Origin of the sequence: Lacticaseibacillus thailandensis DSM 22698 = JCM 13996 (assembly GCF_001436135.1) — a bacterium.
GTDB lineage: Bacteria > Bacillota > Bacilli > Lactobacillales > Lactobacillaceae > Lacticaseibacillus > Lacticaseibacillus thailandensis.
This window is the reverse complement of record NZ_AYZK01000001.1, coordinates 758,656-773,981: the sequence shown is the minus strand read 5'-3', so window position 1 is coordinate 773,981 and position 15,326 is coordinate 758,656. Positions and strand designations below refer to the sequence as shown.

Sequence of the window (15,326 nt, the reverse complement as noted above, 5' to 3'; positions counted from 1 at the left end):
ACCGCGTTGCGAAAGCGAATTCATCTGGTATGATATGTATGTTGTCATTGAAGTTGGCGTTGGGACGTCAATAATACAAAGCGAGGTTGGGATTCAATGAGTTTTGAAGATACATACAAGTTATGGGCGGCGCAGGAGCACCTCTCGCCAGAACTGCGGGCCGACATGCAGCGGCTTGCGCATGATGATGAGGCGCGCGAGGATGCCTTTGCCGTACCGATGTCCTTTGGGACGGCCGGCATGCGTGGTACCTATGGTGCTGGAATCAACCGGTTTAACGAGTACACGGTAGCGCAGGCGACTGCTGGCTTGGCCCGGTACATGGATGAACTTGGTGCTGATGCCAAGCAGGCGGGGGTCGCTATCAGTTTTGACTCCCGGCACAATTCGGAAATGTTTGCCCACGTTGCGGCTCAGGTACTGGGTGCGGTTGGTATCAAGACGTTTGTCTTCGACAGTTTGCGCCCAACACCGGAGTTGTCATTTGCCGTGCGTGACCTGCACGCCTTTGCGGGTATCATGATTACGGCCAGTCACAACCCTAAGCAGTATAACGGGTACAAGTTGTACGGAGCCGATGGCGGGCAACTGCCACCAGAAGCGTCCGACAAAATCACCACGTATGTACGCAAAGTCACCGATCTGTTTGGCATTGACCGCGCCAACGAAACCGAGTTGCGGACCAGCGGCATGATGCAGCTGATTGGTGAGGATGTTGACCAGGATTACCTGGATCACGTAGCTACGGTCACGATCAACCACGATTTGGTTAAGCGTGTTGGGGCCACGATGAAGTTAGTTTATACACCGCTGCACGGTACCGGGAAGTTTCCGGTAATGCGTTCGCTACAGCGCGCCGGCTTTGCTAACTTCACCATGGTTAAGGAGCAAGCCATCTATGACCCTGAGTTTATTACGGTGACCCACCCGAACCCAGAATTTCCGGAAGCCTTTGACCTGTCCATCAAGGAAGGCCGGCGTATCGGGGCTGACTTACTGATTGCTACCGATCCTGACGCTGACCGGCTGGGCGCGGCGGTACGTATTGGTGACGAGTACCACCTGCTAACTGGGAACCAGATCGCCAGCTTATTGCTACACTACATTCTGGAAGCTAAGAAACAGGCTGGTACGTTGCCGGCTAATGGTGCGGTAGTGAAGAGTTTCGTCTCGACCGAGTTAGCTGACAAGATTTGTGCTGACTATGGTGTGCAGATGATCACGGTAGAAACTGGCTTCAAGTTTATTGGGGATGCCATTGCCGGCTTTGAGCAGCACCATGACCACACCTTCCTGTTTGGTTTTGAAGAAAGTTACGGTTACCTGATCAAGCCATTTGTACGGGACAAGGATGCCGTCCAGTCAACGTTGCTGCTGGCGGAAGTGGCTGCATACTACCAGGAACAGGGCAAGACTTTGGCTGACGGGCTGCATGACTTGTACGCCAAGTACGGTTACTTTTCCGAACGGACAACGTCACTAGAATTTAGTGGTTTGACCGGTCCTAAGCAAATGGCAGCGCTGATGACTAAGTTCCGTGAAGAGGCCCCTACACAGTTTGCGGGCACAGCCATTGAACGGACGGAAGACTACCTGAGTGGGCAAGCCCGGACTAGTGCGGGTGAGACCAGTCAGTTGACCTTGCCCAAGTCCGACGTGTTGAAGTACTACCTGACTGATGGCACGTGGATTGCCATTCGTCCAAGTGGTACGGAGCCCAAGGTGAAATTCTACATTGGGGTCCAAGGTGACAGTGAGCAGGCAGCGCAAGACAAGTTGGCGGGTTACGCTGACGCGTTGCACGCCTTTGCGGCTGAAGCCGAATAACGTCAATCGGCATTGTTTTGTGGGTGCAGACACCGAGATGGGGTCCGCGCCCTTTTTGGTGCTGTCGTCAGTGCGTGGGGCCGGCGTCTATTTGGTGAGCCGATACAGGTAGCAATCAGTGACGGGGTAATTTCATGAAGGTCTCCATCAACTAGCCGGATTTGCGGACAGGCTGCCCCGATTGGTAATCATGCGCTATTTGTGCTATCCTTTGGAACAATTTAGCGACGGTTGGCACATGTGGCCGGCTAAGCGAGGAGGTCATGACGATGGGGTTACACCAATACATTACGGGGTTAACAAACCTGGAAACGTTGCGCCGGGCACCCGGCTTCTTCAAGTATGAGGAGCACAGTGTAGCGGCACACAGTTTCAAGGTTGCCTCAATTGCCCAAATGTTGGGCGACATTGAGGAGGAGGCGGGACACACCATTAACTGGCAACGCTTGTACGAAAAGGCGTTGAATCACGACTACACGGAACGTTTCATTGGCGATATTAAAACGCCGGTCAAATACGCCACCAAGTCGTTGCGGTCCCTGCTGGCAGACGTTGAGGAATCCATGACGGAAAACTTTATTGTGGGTGAAATTCCGCCTGAATTTCAGGACGTTTATCGGCGCCGTCTAGGTGAGGGCAAGGATGACACCCTCGAGGGTCAGATTTTGAGCGTGGCGGACAAAGTGGACCTAATGTACGAGGGCTTTGGTGAAATTGAGAAGGGTAATCCTGAACCCGTCTTCTTGGATATCTACCGGGAAAGCCTGAAGACCATTTTGCAGTTTCGGCAATTAGCCTGCGTCCAGTACTTTTTAGACCACATTTTGCCCGACATGTTACACGAAAACTTTGCCGATAAGCAGCACCTGGAGTCGGTGACGGCGGATACCTTGGCGCAAGCCGATGACCAATAGCGTTAGCAAAGTAGCGGAATGTGTGGGAAATGCTACATTTTGGCGATTATGAGATACACCGGCAGTACGCCGCGACTACAGGTAGCGAAAATATGTTCGCTATGCTAAAATAAGCGCAGAGTGTTATGGCTGTACGCTGATAACATGAGTTGCACCAGTTACCATAGAGCGTGGCGCTAGGGTTACCTGCCGCGACGCTCTATTTTTGGCGTTAGTTAATTAAAATAGTTATTTGTGACCATCAATGGCGTATGGTTGTTGTGAGGAGGGTGTTGTTATGGCAGAACAAAACGAGCAATTGTTTGATTTACAGTCACCATATAAGCCAGCAGGGGATCAACCCCAGGCGATTAAACAGCTCGTTGATGGCTTTAAGCGCGGCGAGAAGGAACAAATTTTGCTGGGGGCCACCGGGACCGGGAAGACGTTTACGATGAGTAACGTCATTGCCCAGCTAAACCGGCCGACGCTGATTTTGTCACATAATAAAACCCTGGCCGGTCAACTGTATGGTGAATTCAAGGAATTCTTCCCGAATAATGCGGTCGAATACTTTGTTTCTTACTATGATTATTACCAGCCCGAAGCCTACGTGCCGAGTTCTGATACCTATATTGAAAAGGACTCGTCCATTAACGATGAGATCGACCAATTGCGGCATGCGGCCACCAGTGCCCTGCTGGAGCGCCGCGACGTAATCGTGGTAGCGTCGGTCTCGTCCATCTTTGGGTTAGGTGATCCAAAGGAATACTTTGATCACTTGATCAGTTTGCATCCTGGTTTGGAGATTGACCGTAACGCCCTTTTACGGCAATTAGTTGATATTCAATATGACCGTAACGACATTGACTTCCAACGTGGGCGGTTCCGGGTACGGGGTGACGTGGTCGAAATTTTCCCGGCTAACACTGACGACCACGCGATCCGCGTCGAGTTCTTTGGTGATGAAATTGACCGGATCACGGAAGTGGACGCATTAACTGGCGAGGTGCTGGGAACACGTGACCACGTGGCCATTTTTCCGGCGACGCACTTTATGACCAATAAAGATCAGCTCGAACGTGCCATTGATAGTATCAGCGCCGAACTGGATGCGCGGCTCAAGGAGTTACGTGATCAGGGTAAGTTGCTGGAGGCCGAACGGTTGGAACAGCGGACCAATTACGATATTGAGATGTTGCGCGAAATGGGCTACACCAGCGGGGTTGAAAACTATTCACGGCACATGGATGGCCGTAAACCGGGTGAGCCACCGTACACGTTGCTCGACTTTTTCCCGAAGGATTTCATGATTATGGTTGATGAAAGCCACGTGACCATGCCACAGATTCGCGGTATGTATAACGGTGACCAGGCCCGCAAGCAGGTACTCATCGACTACGGTTTTCGTCTGCCGAGCGCCCTGGACAACCGGCCGCTGAAAATTGATGAATTTGAAAAGCACGTCAACCAAATTCTGTACGTGTCTGCCACCCCGGGTCCGTACGAAATGGACCGGGTACCCAAGAAGGACATCGCCGAGCAGATTATTCGGCCGACCGGGTTGTTGGATCCTACGATCGAAGTGCGGCCAATCATGGGCCAGATCGATGACCTGGTGTCCGAAATTAACATTCGGGTCGAGAAGCACGAGCGGGTGTTTGTGACGACTTTGACCAAAAAGATGGCCGAAGACCTGACCGATTACCTCAAAGAGATGGGCATCAAGGTCAAGTACCTGCACAGTGATATCAAGACCCTGGAGCGGGCCCAAATTATCCGCGACTTACGGTTGGGCAAGTTTGATGTGCTAGTAGGAATCAACTTGCTACGTGAAGGGATCGACGTACCGGAAGTGTCGTTAATTGCCATTCTGGACGCGGACAAGGAAGGCTTCCTGCGTGCCGAGCGGTCGTTGATCCAGACGATTGGGCGCGCAAGCCGGAACGAACATGGTAAGGTGATCATGTATGCGGATAAGGTGACGGACTCCATGAAGGCCGCCATCGACGAAACGCACCGGCGGCGGACAATTCAGGAAAAGTTCAACCGGGATCATGGCATTACCCCTAAGACGATCGTCAAGCCAATCCGCGACGCCATCAGTGCGGTGGAGAAGTCGACGGACGATGATGCGGGTAAGAGTGTCACCCAGGTAGACATGGAGGATATGTCCAAAGAGGATCGGGCTGAGTTGGTCAAGAACCTGCGCGAGCAGATGCAGCAGGCCGCCAAGAAGCTCGACTTTGAGCAGGCTGCGAGCCTGCGGGATACGATCCTGGAACTGGAAGCAGCCAAGTAATCCAGAGGGCCATGCGTTGTGGTGTGGTTAGTTTGTAGAGGTAAAGGAATTTGTCAAATAATCAGATTGTTATTCACGGTGCACGTAGCCATAACTTGAAGGATATCGACGTCACGATTCCCCGGGATAAGCTGGTGGTGATGACCGGCCTGTCCGGTTCGGGTAAAAGCTCATTGGCCTTTGATACGCTGTACGCTGAAGGACAGCGGCGGTACGTTGAAAGCTTATCGTCATATGCCCGGCAATTCTTAGGGCAAATGGACAAGCCGGACTTGGACTCTATTGATGGGTTGTCGCCCGCTATTTCCATTGACCAAAAAACAACGTCCAAGAACCCCCGTAGTACGGTGGGGACGGTGACTGAAATCAACGACTACCTGCGGCTGTTGTGGGCACGTGTCGGTACGCCTATCTGTCCTAATGACGGTACCAAGATTGAGAGTCAATCGGTAGAACAGATGGTCAACCGCGTGATGAAGTTACCGGACCACAGTCGTATTCAGGTGATGAGTCCAGTCGTGCGGCACAAAAAGGGTGCACACAAGAAAGTGTTCGCCAAGATTCAGCGTGAAGGCTACGTGCGAATGCGGGTTGACGGCGAAATTGTCGATGTTGACCCCAAGTACGAGCTGGATAAGAACAAGTTTCACGACATCGATATCGTCGTGGACCGCATCGTGGTGAAGCCCGAAGTCCGTTCCCGTCTCTTCGATTCTGTCGAATCCGCCCTGCGGTTGTCCGATGGTTACGCCAACGTGGACGTGATCGGTGGGGAACCGCTGATCTTCTCCGAACACTATTCGTGCCCTATTTGTGGCTTTTCGGTGGGTGAAGTTGAACCGCGGTTGTTTAGTTTCAACGCGCCGTTTGGGGCCTGCCCGGTTTGCGATGGTCTAGGTGAGAAACTCAACGTCGATGTGGACCTGGTCGTACCCGACCGCACTCTGACGCTTGCACAGGGGGCCATTGCGCCGTGGAACTCCATCAGTACGCAATACTACCCGAGCTTACTGGAACAAGCTTGCAACGCGTTTGGCATTCCCATGGACGTGCCGTTTGCGGACCTGACCAAGGCGCAACAGAACATCGTGTTGTACGGTAACGGCCAGCACAAGTTCCACTTTCACTACAACAGCGACTTTGGTGGGGTGCGCGATCTGGACACGACCTTTGAGGGGGTCGTGAACAACGTTGACCGGCGCTACCACGCGGATAACAGCATGTTTAATACGGAACGGATGCGGATGTTCATGACCGCGTTACCATGTCCCGCTTGCCACGGCAAACGGCTTAACCGTGCCGCGCTGTCTGTAAAGGTTGAAGGCCAGGACATTGCTGAAGTGAGTGACTTGTCAATCAAGGACGCCCTCCCGTTCTTTAAGCACATTAAGCTGGGAGAGCAGAACACGGTCATTGCACAGCCCATTGTTAAAGAGGTGGTGGACCGCTTGACCTTCATGATCAACGTGGGGTTGGATTACCTCACGCTGTCCCGGGCGGCGGGGACGCTATCTGGTGGTGAAGCGCAGCGTATTCGGTTGGCTACCCAGATTGGGTCTAACCTGTCCGGGGTGCTATACGTCCTGGACGAACCATCCATCGGGTTGCACCAGCGGGACAACGACCGGCTGATTCGTTCACTGAAAAAGATGCGCGACCTGGGCAACACCTTGGTCGTTGTTGAACACGATGAAGATACTATGCGTGCTTCGGACTACATCATCGATATTGGTCCGGGTGCCGGTGAAAAGGGTGGTCGCGTCATGGCCGCCGGGACGCCGGCCGAAGTGGCCGCTAACCCTAATTCATTGACGGGCCAATACTTGTCCGGCAAGAAGTTTATTCTGGTGCCGACTGAGCGTCGCAAAGGTAACGGTAAACAGCTTGTTCTCAAAGGGGCCAAGGAGCACAACCTCAAGAACATCAACGTCAACTTTCCGCTGGGTAAGTTAGTGGCGGTCACCGGCGTTTCTGGTTCGGGCAAGTCGACACTGGTCAACAACATCCTGAAGCGGGTGCTGAAGCAGAAGCTGAACCGCAATTCCAACAAGCCTGGTGCATACCGGTCCCTTTCCGGTTGGGAAAACCTCGACAAAGTGGTGGACGTGGACCAGTCGCCAATTGGCCGCACTCCGCGGAGTAACCCGGCGACCTACACGGGTGTCTTTGACGATATTCGCGGTCTCTTTGCCCAAACGAACGAGGCGAAGTTGCGTGGCTACAAGAAGGGCCGCTTCAGCTTCAACATTAAGGGCGGTCGCTGTGAAAACTGTAAGGGTGATGGGATCATCAAGATTGAGATGAATTTCTTGCCTGACGTTTATGTGCCTTGTGAGGTCTGCCATGGACGGCGTTACAATTCCGAAACGCTCGAAGTGACCTATAAAGGCAAGAACATTTCTGAAGTGTTGGACATGACCGTCAATGAGGCCGTGAAGTTTTTTGCCCCAATTCCTAAGATTGCACGGAAATTGCAGACCATTGTCGACGTTGGCTTGGGTTACGTCTCCCTAGGTCAATCCGCTACCACTTTGTCTGGTGGTGAAGCGCAGCGGATGAAGCTCGCTAGTGAGCTGCAGAAAAAGAGTACGGGTAAGAACTTCTACATTTTGGATGAACCCACCACGGGGCTCCACACTGATGACATTGGCCGGTTAATGGGCGTTTTACAGCGCTTGGTCGATGAGGGCAACACCGTGCTGGTCATCGAGCACAACCTGGACGTCATTAAGTGTGCCGACTGGGTCATCGACCTCGGTCCCGAGGGTGGCGATGGCGGTGGTACCGTCGTGGCTACGGGGACGCCGGAGCAGATCGCCGCGGTGCCGGCAAGTTACACGGGCCAGTACTTGGGCCCCATGCTTAAGCGTGACAAAGCGCGGGCGGCAGCGCAGGCGAAAAAATAACGGAATGCGCTTGCATTTCAGCGGTTAGACGGGCACAATGCCAGTAAAGGCAAATTGGAGGTATTGACCATGATGTTTAACACGCGCAGGGCCTGGGGCTTCGACTGGGGCGAATTACTGACGGGAGTGCTGTTCATTGTCGCTGGTATTTTCTTCATCCGGCATCCGCAGATCGGTTTGGTGACGTTGACGCTACTATTCGCGAGCGTGGCGATTATCCGGGGAATCACCGTTCTGGCGGGATTCTCGCACTTACGTGAGTTTAACCGGCGCCTGTCCTGGTTGTCACTGCTTTCAGGGCTCGTGGATTTAGTCCTTGGTGTGTTGTTCCTATTCAACGTACCAGCAGGCATTGCGGGTCTGACGGCACTGTTTGCGGTGTGGTTCCTAATCGATTCGGTGGCCAACCTGCTAAACGTCGGGCACCTGCGCAACTTTGGTACTGGGTGGATGCTGGTCTCAATCGTGTTGGACGTCCTGACCTTGCTGGTCGCACTCCTGCTGTTCATGCAGCCGGTGCTGGCCGCAGTATCCTTGGCCAGCATCGTCTCCATCTACCTGATTTTGTTTGGCATTAACGCCATCCTGGTCGCGTTTGCGCGGGCACAGTAGGCGATTTCTGTTACGTATATGTATGCGCCATTACTACGGTCAGTGGTAATGGCTTTTCTTTGCACTGAGTTGGGCCCTTGGACGCGGCGTCAATTTGGTATACTGTTATACGGATAGGACGGAGGAAACTGACAATGGCGGAAAAAATGGAAATTGTCATTATTTCGGGAATGTCTGGCGCCGGCAAAACGGTTGCCATGCAGTCTTTTGAAGACCTAGGTTATTTCTGTGTCGATAACATGCCCCCGGCACTGATGCCAAAATTTTGGGAACTCATGCAGCAAACGGGTAAGGTCAGCAAAGTTGCCCTGGTAGTTGACCTGCGTAGCCGTGCTTTTTACGACCAGATGGGTGATATTCTGGTCGATATGCGCGACAAGCCGGGGTTGACCCTCCGCATTCTCTTTCTAGATGCCACCGATTCTGAACTGGTTTCCCGGTATAAAGAGACGCGGCGTGCTCATCCGTTAGCGATGGATGGTCGGCTCATGGACGGCATCACTAAGGAACGGGACCTGTTGGGCGACTTGAAGCGCCACGCTGACCTAGTGATCGACACCACCACGTTGACGCCGCGCGCATTGCGTGAACGGCTGTTTGCCGAGTTCAAGACCCAGAAGCAAACTACATTCCATGTCGAAGTCATGAGCTTTGGCTTTAAGTACGGGTTGCCAATCGACGCGGATATCGTAATGGACGTACGGTTCTTACCCAATCCCTTCTATATTCCGGAACTGAAGCAAGAAACTGGTCTGGACAAGGGTGTGTATGATTACGTCATGGGTAACCCGCTAGCCGCAAAGTTTTATCAGCAATATATTACGATGCTGGATACGATTATGCCGGCGTACGTAAAGGAAGGCAAGACTAGCCTGACGATTGCCATTGGTTGTACTGGTGGGCAGCACCGGAGCGTCGCCTTTGCCCGGCGGATTGGCGAACACCTGCGCAAGCACTACACGGTCGATATTTCGCACCGGGACGTCAATAAGCATAAAGAAGGGGTGAACCGGTCATGAGCGATTTGGAGGAGATTAAGTTGGTTCATGCGCGGCGCCCGAAAGTTGTGGTTATTGGTGGGGGTACCGGCCTACCTGTCATTGTGAAGAGTCTGCATGAGCAGGATGCTGACGTCACTGCGGTGGTAACCGTCGCCGATGACGGGGGTTCTAGTGGTATCATCCGCAATTACATTAACGTGGTCCCACCTGGTGATATTCGCAACGTCTTGGTGGCTCTGTCAGACCAGCCGCAGTTATACCGGGATCTTTTTCAGTACCGGTTTAATAGTGACGATTCGTTTTTCAGCGGTCATGCACTGGGTAATCTGGTAATCGCGGCTTTGGCCGAAATGCGCGGTGGGGTGTTTGCGGCCGTGCAGGAGCTGAGCAAGATACTCAAAGTTGATGGGCACGTCTACCCGGCGAGCAACACGCCGTTGACCCTGAACGCGCAGTTCAGTGACGGGTCGACCCTGGCTGGTGAGGCGGAAATTACGGCGGCCGGTAAGCATATCCAGCGAGTGTGGGTCACGCCTAACGATGGGGATGCTTCGCAAGGAGCGTTGCCGATGGCTGAACCCCAGGTGATTAGTGCCATTATGGATGCGGACGTGGTGGTTTTAGGCCCGGGGAGTTTGTTTACCAGCATTTTGCCGAACCTGATGATCCATAATCTGGGCCAGACGGTTTTAAAGACCAAAGCAGAAGTGATTTACATCGTTAACATCATGACCCAAAAGGGCGAGACTGAGGGCTTCACTGATGCCGACCACGTACGGGTATTGGAACGGCATTTGGGGCAAAAGTTTGTGGATACCGTCCTGGTCAACATCGAGCCGGTACCGGCTGACTATTTGGACCGTGACCGTTACGTGGAAATTTCCACACCGGTGCAGTCCGACTACGCTAGCCTCCGGGCGATGGGGTGTCGGGTGATTTCATCTGACTTCCTGAAGCTCCGCGACGGTGGGGTGTTCCACGATGGACAAAAGGTAGCACGAGAAATTTTGAACCTGGAGTTACAGGTGGGTTCACAGCGAAGGGGTTGATCCCGTGGCGAGTTTTGCCAGTTTGGTCAAAAAAGAACTAACGCAGTTAGAGGTGCACCCAGAACACGCGAAGGCCGAACTGTCGGCGTTGATCCGGATGAATGGTACGTTGACTATCATTCGCCACCAGCTGGGGTTAGACGTGGTCACGGAAAATCCGGCGATTGCGCGCCGCATTTACTCGCTAATTAAGCAGGTCTACCATCAGGAAGCTACTTTGAGCGTGCGGCGCAAAATGAAGCTGAAGAAGAATAATCAGTACGTGGTGCGGCTGGTCCAGGGCGTGCAGCCCATGCTGCAGGATATGGATATTTTGGCCGCCACGGGGTTGACGATCAACACGTCGATCTCAGACGCCATCATGTCAGAGCCACAGCGGATGCGTTCGTATTTGCGCGGTGCGTTTTTAGCGGGCGGTTCGGTCAACAACCCCGAGACCAGTAGCTACCATCTGGAGATTTATTCCCTGTATGAGGACCACAACGCCGACATTTTGACCATGATGAACCACTTTCATTTGAATGCCCGGGCGGTCCAACGCCGCAGTGGGTTCATTGCCTACCTTAAAGAGGCGGAAAAAATTGCCGATTTTCTCAACGTTATTGGTGCTACGAGTGCCATGTTGAAGTTTGAGGATGTCCGCATCATTCGCGATATGCGTAATTCGGTTAACCGGCTGGTGAATAGCGAAACGGCCAACTTGAACAAGACCATTGACGCGGCACAGCGCCAAATCGAAAACATTAACTTCCTTGCCGAGACGGTGGGATTAGACAACCTCCCACCACGGTTACGGGAGACCGCGACTTTGCGGTTGGCCCATCCCGATGTGTCACTGCAGGAGCTGGGGGAAATGGCCCCCGGCGGCGTCATTTCCAAGTCGGGTATTAACCACCGGCTGCGCAAGCTCAACGAAATGGCGGACCGGGTTCGTCATGAGGGAACGTAGACTGCGGTACGTGGTCACCAACAAAATCACGTTTGTGGAAAGTTATTCATAATACATGGTTGCATTTTTCTTGCCAGTTCGATAATATAGTTAAGTACTTTTGCGCGGTTAGTGTAATGGATCGCACGTGAGATTCCGGTTCTCGAAATCCGGGTTCGACTCCCGGGCTGCGCAGTATAGAGGTATTTAACGCAAAGTACCGCAAAGAAAAGTCTGAGCAATCAGGCTTTTTTTAGCGCAAAAAAAGTGTTTGCCTATCGTTAACGGTTTTTAGGGGACTTTCAACGCCGTTGTTTGCATGCTACCAGGGGTGGGGTCGTTTTTGCTAATCTTAGTCCTAGTTCGGTAGGTACAAAGTAGTGACAGTAAGAGTTGAGATTACCACGAGTAAAGCATTGTTTAATGAGAATGACGGATGACGGTAGAGACGCAAATATTTTGGGGCCGGGTAACGTAGGTGAGGTTTATGCCAAATTAGTTTGACCTTTGCTGACGTTTAGTGTACTCTTAGCACTGTAACCTAAATAGTGCTAAAATTAATGTATCAACCAAAGGGGGACAAACCATGCTTGTACCTACAGTTATTGAGCAAACAAGTCGGGGCGAACGTGCTTACGACATCTATTCCCGTCTGTTAAAGGACCGGATCATCATGCTGTCTGGTGAAATCAACGACCAGATGGCTAATTCCATCATTGCACAGTTGCTGTTCTTGGACGCGCAGGACAACACTAAGGACATTTACCTCTACATCAATTCTCCAGGTGGGGTCATTACTTCCGGCCTGGCGATCTTGGACACGATGAACTTCATCAAGTCCGATGTGCAGACGATTGCCATTGGTATGGCTGCCTCCATGGCCAGTGTGCTGTTGGCATGTGGGACGAAGGGCAAGCGGTTTGCTTTGCCTAACTCCGAAGTTTTGATTCACCAGCCACTTGGTGGTGCCCAGGGCCAGCAGACTGAAATCGAAATTGCTGCCAAGCAAATTCTGAAGGCTCGTGAGAAGCTGACGAAGATGCTGGCTGATGCTTCTGGCCAAGACATTGAGAAGGTCCGTGCAGATACTGAACGTGACCACTACTTGTCTGCCCAGGAAGCTAAGGATTATGGCTTGATCGATGACATTCTGGTTAACAAGAACAAGGATCAGTAATCGGATCGTTTTGATTAAGAGTAAAAGCATCGCCATTCGTTGGGCGATGCTTTTTTGTTTGCCCATTACGGCTTCAGTGATGGATGGCGGAGGGACAATTTCCGACCCATGGGGCAAGAATTGACCAATTATTAAAGTAGAATTAGTCGGTCGACGAACTTCGAACTGGCCAAGTGGGGGTAAATGGCCCTCCCTACGAGCAAAAACACGAACTTTGTTTGTGAAATGGACAGATAGTCTACGTAAAGCCGAATTTTTGGGCGCTTTTGCGCGCGTTTAACCGGTAAAAGGTTGATTATGGCGGTTGCCGTGCTATAATTATAACCGTTGGTAAGGAGAGCGGATACAGACCGGTAATCCTTAATTTTTTTGTTGACGATGGGTCACTATGTGGGCCTGTTGGCCGCATAATGTCCCACTCGAAGAAGGAACAAACGATGAACTCAGAGTTCGCATGGCTGGGATCGATCGCGCCCGATATGGTCGCGGTAGTGACGAAACGCTATCAGATTCTTCAGTACGTTAGTTGGATGGAACCGGTGGGAAGACGTTCACTTGCCGACCAAATGCACGTGTCGGAACGGATTATGCGTACGGACATTGATTTTCTGCGGCAGCAAGGATTGCTCGACAGCTCCAAAAGTGGGGTGGTGCTGACTGCGCGGGGACGGGATGTTTTCACCAGTATGGATCAGTTCATGAACGAGATGCTTGGTGTTCAGGATAGTGAGAAACAACTAGCTGAACGTTTGGGAATCGATCATGTGTTGATCGTACCTGGTGATGCCGATCAAAGTGCACGGGTTTTGGATGACATGGGTACGGCGTTAGCACAAACCATGCAAGTGATGTTGCCGTTAGGTGAGCAAATTATCGCGGTCATGGGTGGTACGACGTTAGCACGAGCTGCTAGTCGGATGAACTTCCAGTTGTCTGCCGGCCGAGAACTGACCTTTGTCCCCGCACGGGGCGGGGTTGGTGAGACGGTCGCCATTCAAGCCAACTCAGTGGCGGCGGCGATGGCCCAGTCGACCGGGGGCACTTACCGGGTGTTGTACATTCCGGAAAATGTCAGCGAGGAGACTTACCAGCCGTTACTCAATGAGCCGAGCGTTAAGGAAGTCTTAGCACTCATTGACAAGAGCTCGGTAGTCATTCATAGTGTAGGGGAAGCGTTAGCAATGGCAGAACGCCGACGGATGTCGGATGATATTTTGCAATTGCTGCGCGACCATCACGCGGTGGCCGAAGCGTTTGGTACGTTTTTTGACGCGGCGGGCAACGTGGTGTATAAGATCCCGAAAATCGGTTTGAGGATTAAGGATCTTGATCAAATTCCGTATGTCTTTGCAATTGCGGGTGGCCAGAGCAAGGCCCAAGCAATTCAGGCGTACATGCAACACGCACCTAAGCAAACGTGGTTGATCACGGATGCGGGTGCTGCACAATCGATTTTAATGGGTTAGACGCCCTTTAAAATAAAACTTTTTTATTTCCTAAAGGAGGAAATTTTAGCATGACTGTTAAGATTGGTATCAACGGTTTCGGCCGTATCGGTCGTTTGGCTTTCCGTCGGATTCACGAATTGGGTGCTAAGTCCAGCGACATTGAAGTTGTCGCTATCAACGACTTGACTACTCCAGCATTGTTGGCACACCTTCTTAAGTACGACTCAACCCACGGTACTTTCCCTGGCGAAGTTAGTGCTACTGACCACTCCATCGTTGTTGATGGTAAGGAATACCCTGTTTACGCTGAACCAGACGCAAACAACATTCCTTGGGTTAAGAACGACGGTGTTGACTACGTCCTTGAATGCACTGGCTTCTACACTTCCGAAGAAAAGGCCCAGGCTCACATCAACGCTGGCGCAAAGCGTGTTCTGATTTCTGCTCCTGCCGGCAAGATCAAGACCATCGTTTACAACGTTAACCACGACAGCTTGGATGCAAATGACCGCATTGTTTCTGCTGGTTCTTGCACGACCAACTGCTTGGCACCTATGGCTTACTTCCTGAACAAGGAATTCGGTCTTGAAGTAGGTACCATGACTACTGTTCACGCATACACTGGTACTCAGAAGTTGCTGGATGCCCCTGTACGTGGTGGCAACAAGCGTTCTGCACGTTCTGCTGCTTACAACACTATTCCTCACAGCACTGGTGCTGCCAAGGCTATTGGCCTGGTTATCCCAGAACTGCAGGGTAAGCTGCAGGGTCACGCACAGCGTGTCAGCGTTCCTGATGGTTCCCTGACTGAATTGGTATCTATCCTTAAGACTAAGGTTACTGCCGACGAAGTTAACGAAGCTATCAAGAAGCACACCGTTGACAACCCATCATTCGGTTACAACGAAGACGAAATCGTATCTTCCGATGTTATCGGTACGACGTTCGGTTCCATCTTTGACCCAACCCAGACTGAAGTTACTACTGCAGGTGACTACCAGTTGGTTAAGACGGTTGCTTGGTACGACAACGAATACGGCTTTACTTGCCAGATGGTTCGTACCCTGCTTGCCTTCGCAAAGCTTGCTGACTAATTTCGATTAGTGGCACGTTGCGTTAATAAGCAACACCGCACTGCCGAGAGCGGAGGGAGGTTTACTCCCTCCGCTTTCTTTTTTTCGGG

At 52.1% G+C, this 15,326-nt stretch carries 11 protein-coding genes and 1 tRNA gene; all 12 read left to right on the top strand.

Going from position 1 to position 15,326, the window contains the following annotated elements:
* The first annotated feature begins 96 nt into the window (after positions 1-96).
* The 12 genes from FD19_RS03500 to gap all read left to right on the top strand — a co-directional run bounded on the left by FD19_RS03500 (position 97) and on the right by gap (position 15,237).
* The gene (locus FD19_RS03500; RefSeq protein ID WP_054750892.1) at positions 97-1,827 is read left to right on the top strand and encodes a phospho-sugar mutase; all 1,731 of its coding nucleotides are present in this window, start codon (positions 97-99) and stop codon (positions 1,825-1,827) included.
* Positions 1,828-2,096: 269 nt separating this feature from the next.
* Positions 2,097-2,741 carry an HD domain-containing protein gene (locus FD19_RS03495; protein ID WP_056969129.1) on the top strand — a complete coding sequence of 215 codons (645 nt, stop codon included), beginning with the start codon at positions 2,097-2,099 and terminating at the stop codon, positions 2,739-2,741.
* A gap of 277 nt (positions 2,742-3,018) precedes the next feature.
* A complete protein-coding gene (gene uvrB / locus FD19_RS03490) occupies positions 3,019-5,022 on the top strand; it encodes an excinuclease ABC subunit UvrB (protein WP_054750894.1) in 2,004 nt (667 codons plus the stop codon).
* Between the two features lie 50 nt (positions 5,023-5,072).
* Positions 5,073-7,928, top strand: coding sequence for an excinuclease ABC subunit UvrA (gene uvrA, locus FD19_RS03485; RefSeq protein ID WP_056969128.1), 2,856 nt, complete (start codon positions 5,073-5,075; stop codon positions 7,926-7,928).
* Positions 7,929-7,997: 69 nt separating this feature from the next.
* Entirely contained in the window at positions 7,998-8,540 is a 543-nt protein-coding gene (locus FD19_RS03480; protein WP_235804135.1) for an HdeD family acid-resistance protein, read from the top strand.
* A gap of 134 nt (positions 8,541-8,674) precedes the next feature.
* A complete protein-coding gene (gene rapZ / locus FD19_RS03475; RefSeq protein WP_056969127.1) occupies positions 8,675-9,559 on the top strand; it encodes an RNase adapter RapZ in 885 nt (294 codons plus the stop codon).
* Complete coding sequence (locus FD19_RS03470) at positions 9,556-10,590, top strand: gluconeogenesis factor YvcK family protein (RefSeq protein ID WP_054750896.1); 1,035 nt, start codon at positions 9,556-9,558, stop codon at positions 10,588-10,590. The genes rapZ and FD19_RS03470 overlap by 4 nt, the downstream gene beginning before the upstream one ends.
* A gap of 4 nt (positions 10,591-10,594) precedes the next feature.
* A complete protein-coding gene (whiA, locus tag FD19_RS03465) occupies positions 10,595-11,539 on the top strand; it encodes a DNA-binding protein WhiA (protein WP_056969126.1) in 945 nt (314 codons plus the stop codon).
* A gap of 102 nt (positions 11,540-11,641) precedes the next feature.
* A tRNA-Arg gene (locus FD19_RS03460) sits at positions 11,642-11,713 on the top strand.
* 391 nt (positions 11,714-12,104) lie between these two features.
* Complete coding sequence (clpP, locus tag FD19_RS03455; RefSeq protein ID WP_054750897.1) at positions 12,105-12,695, top strand: ATP-dependent Clp endopeptidase proteolytic subunit ClpP; 591 nt, start codon at positions 12,105-12,107, stop codon at positions 12,693-12,695.
* 437 nt (positions 12,696-13,132) lie between these two features.
* Positions 13,133-14,161, top strand: coding sequence for a sugar-binding transcriptional regulator (locus tag FD19_RS03450; RefSeq protein ID WP_056969125.1), 1,029 nt, complete (start codon positions 13,133-13,135; stop codon positions 14,159-14,161).
* Between the two features lie 50 nt (positions 14,162-14,211).
* A complete protein-coding gene (gene gap / locus FD19_RS03445) occupies positions 14,212-15,237 on the top strand; it encodes a type I glyceraldehyde-3-phosphate dehydrogenase (RefSeq protein ID WP_054750898.1) in 1,026 nt (341 codons plus the stop codon).
* Positions 15,238-15,326 lie beyond the last annotated feature (89 nt).

Bases quoted from the DNA above. Each gene is read 5' to 3' on its own strand.
- clpP (WP_054750897.1), top strand. From the start codon at position 12,105: ATGCTTGTACCTACAGTTATTGAGCAAACAAGTCGGGGCGAACGTGCT.
- uvrB (WP_054750894.1), top strand. From the start codon at position 3,019: ATGGCAGAACAAAACGAGCAATTGTTTGATTTACAGTCACCATATAAG.
- FD19_RS03470 (WP_054750896.1), top strand. From the start codon at position 9,556: ATGAGCGATTTGGAGGAGATTAAGTTGGTTCATGCGCGGCGCCCGAAA.
- FD19_RS03500 (WP_054750892.1), top strand. From the start codon at position 97: ATGAGTTTTGAAGATACATACAAGTTATGGGCGGCGCAGGAGCACCTC.
- rapZ (WP_056969127.1), top strand. From the start codon at position 8,675: ATGGCGGAAAAAATGGAAATTGTCATTATTTCGGGAATGTCTGGCGCC.
- FD19_RS03450 (WP_056969125.1), top strand. From the start codon at position 13,133: ATGAACTCAGAGTTCGCATGGCTGGGATCGATCGCGCCCGATATGGTC.
- gap (WP_054750898.1), top strand. From the start codon at position 14,212: ATGACTGTTAAGATTGGTATCAACGGTTTCGGCCGTATCGGTCGTTTG.
- FD19_RS03495 (WP_056969129.1), top strand. From the start codon at position 2,097: ATGGGGTTACACCAATACATTACGGGGTTAACAAACCTGGAAACGTTG.
- FD19_RS03480 (WP_235804135.1), top strand. From the start codon at position 7,998: ATGATGTTTAACACGCGCAGGGCCTGGGGCTTCGACTGGGGCGAATTA.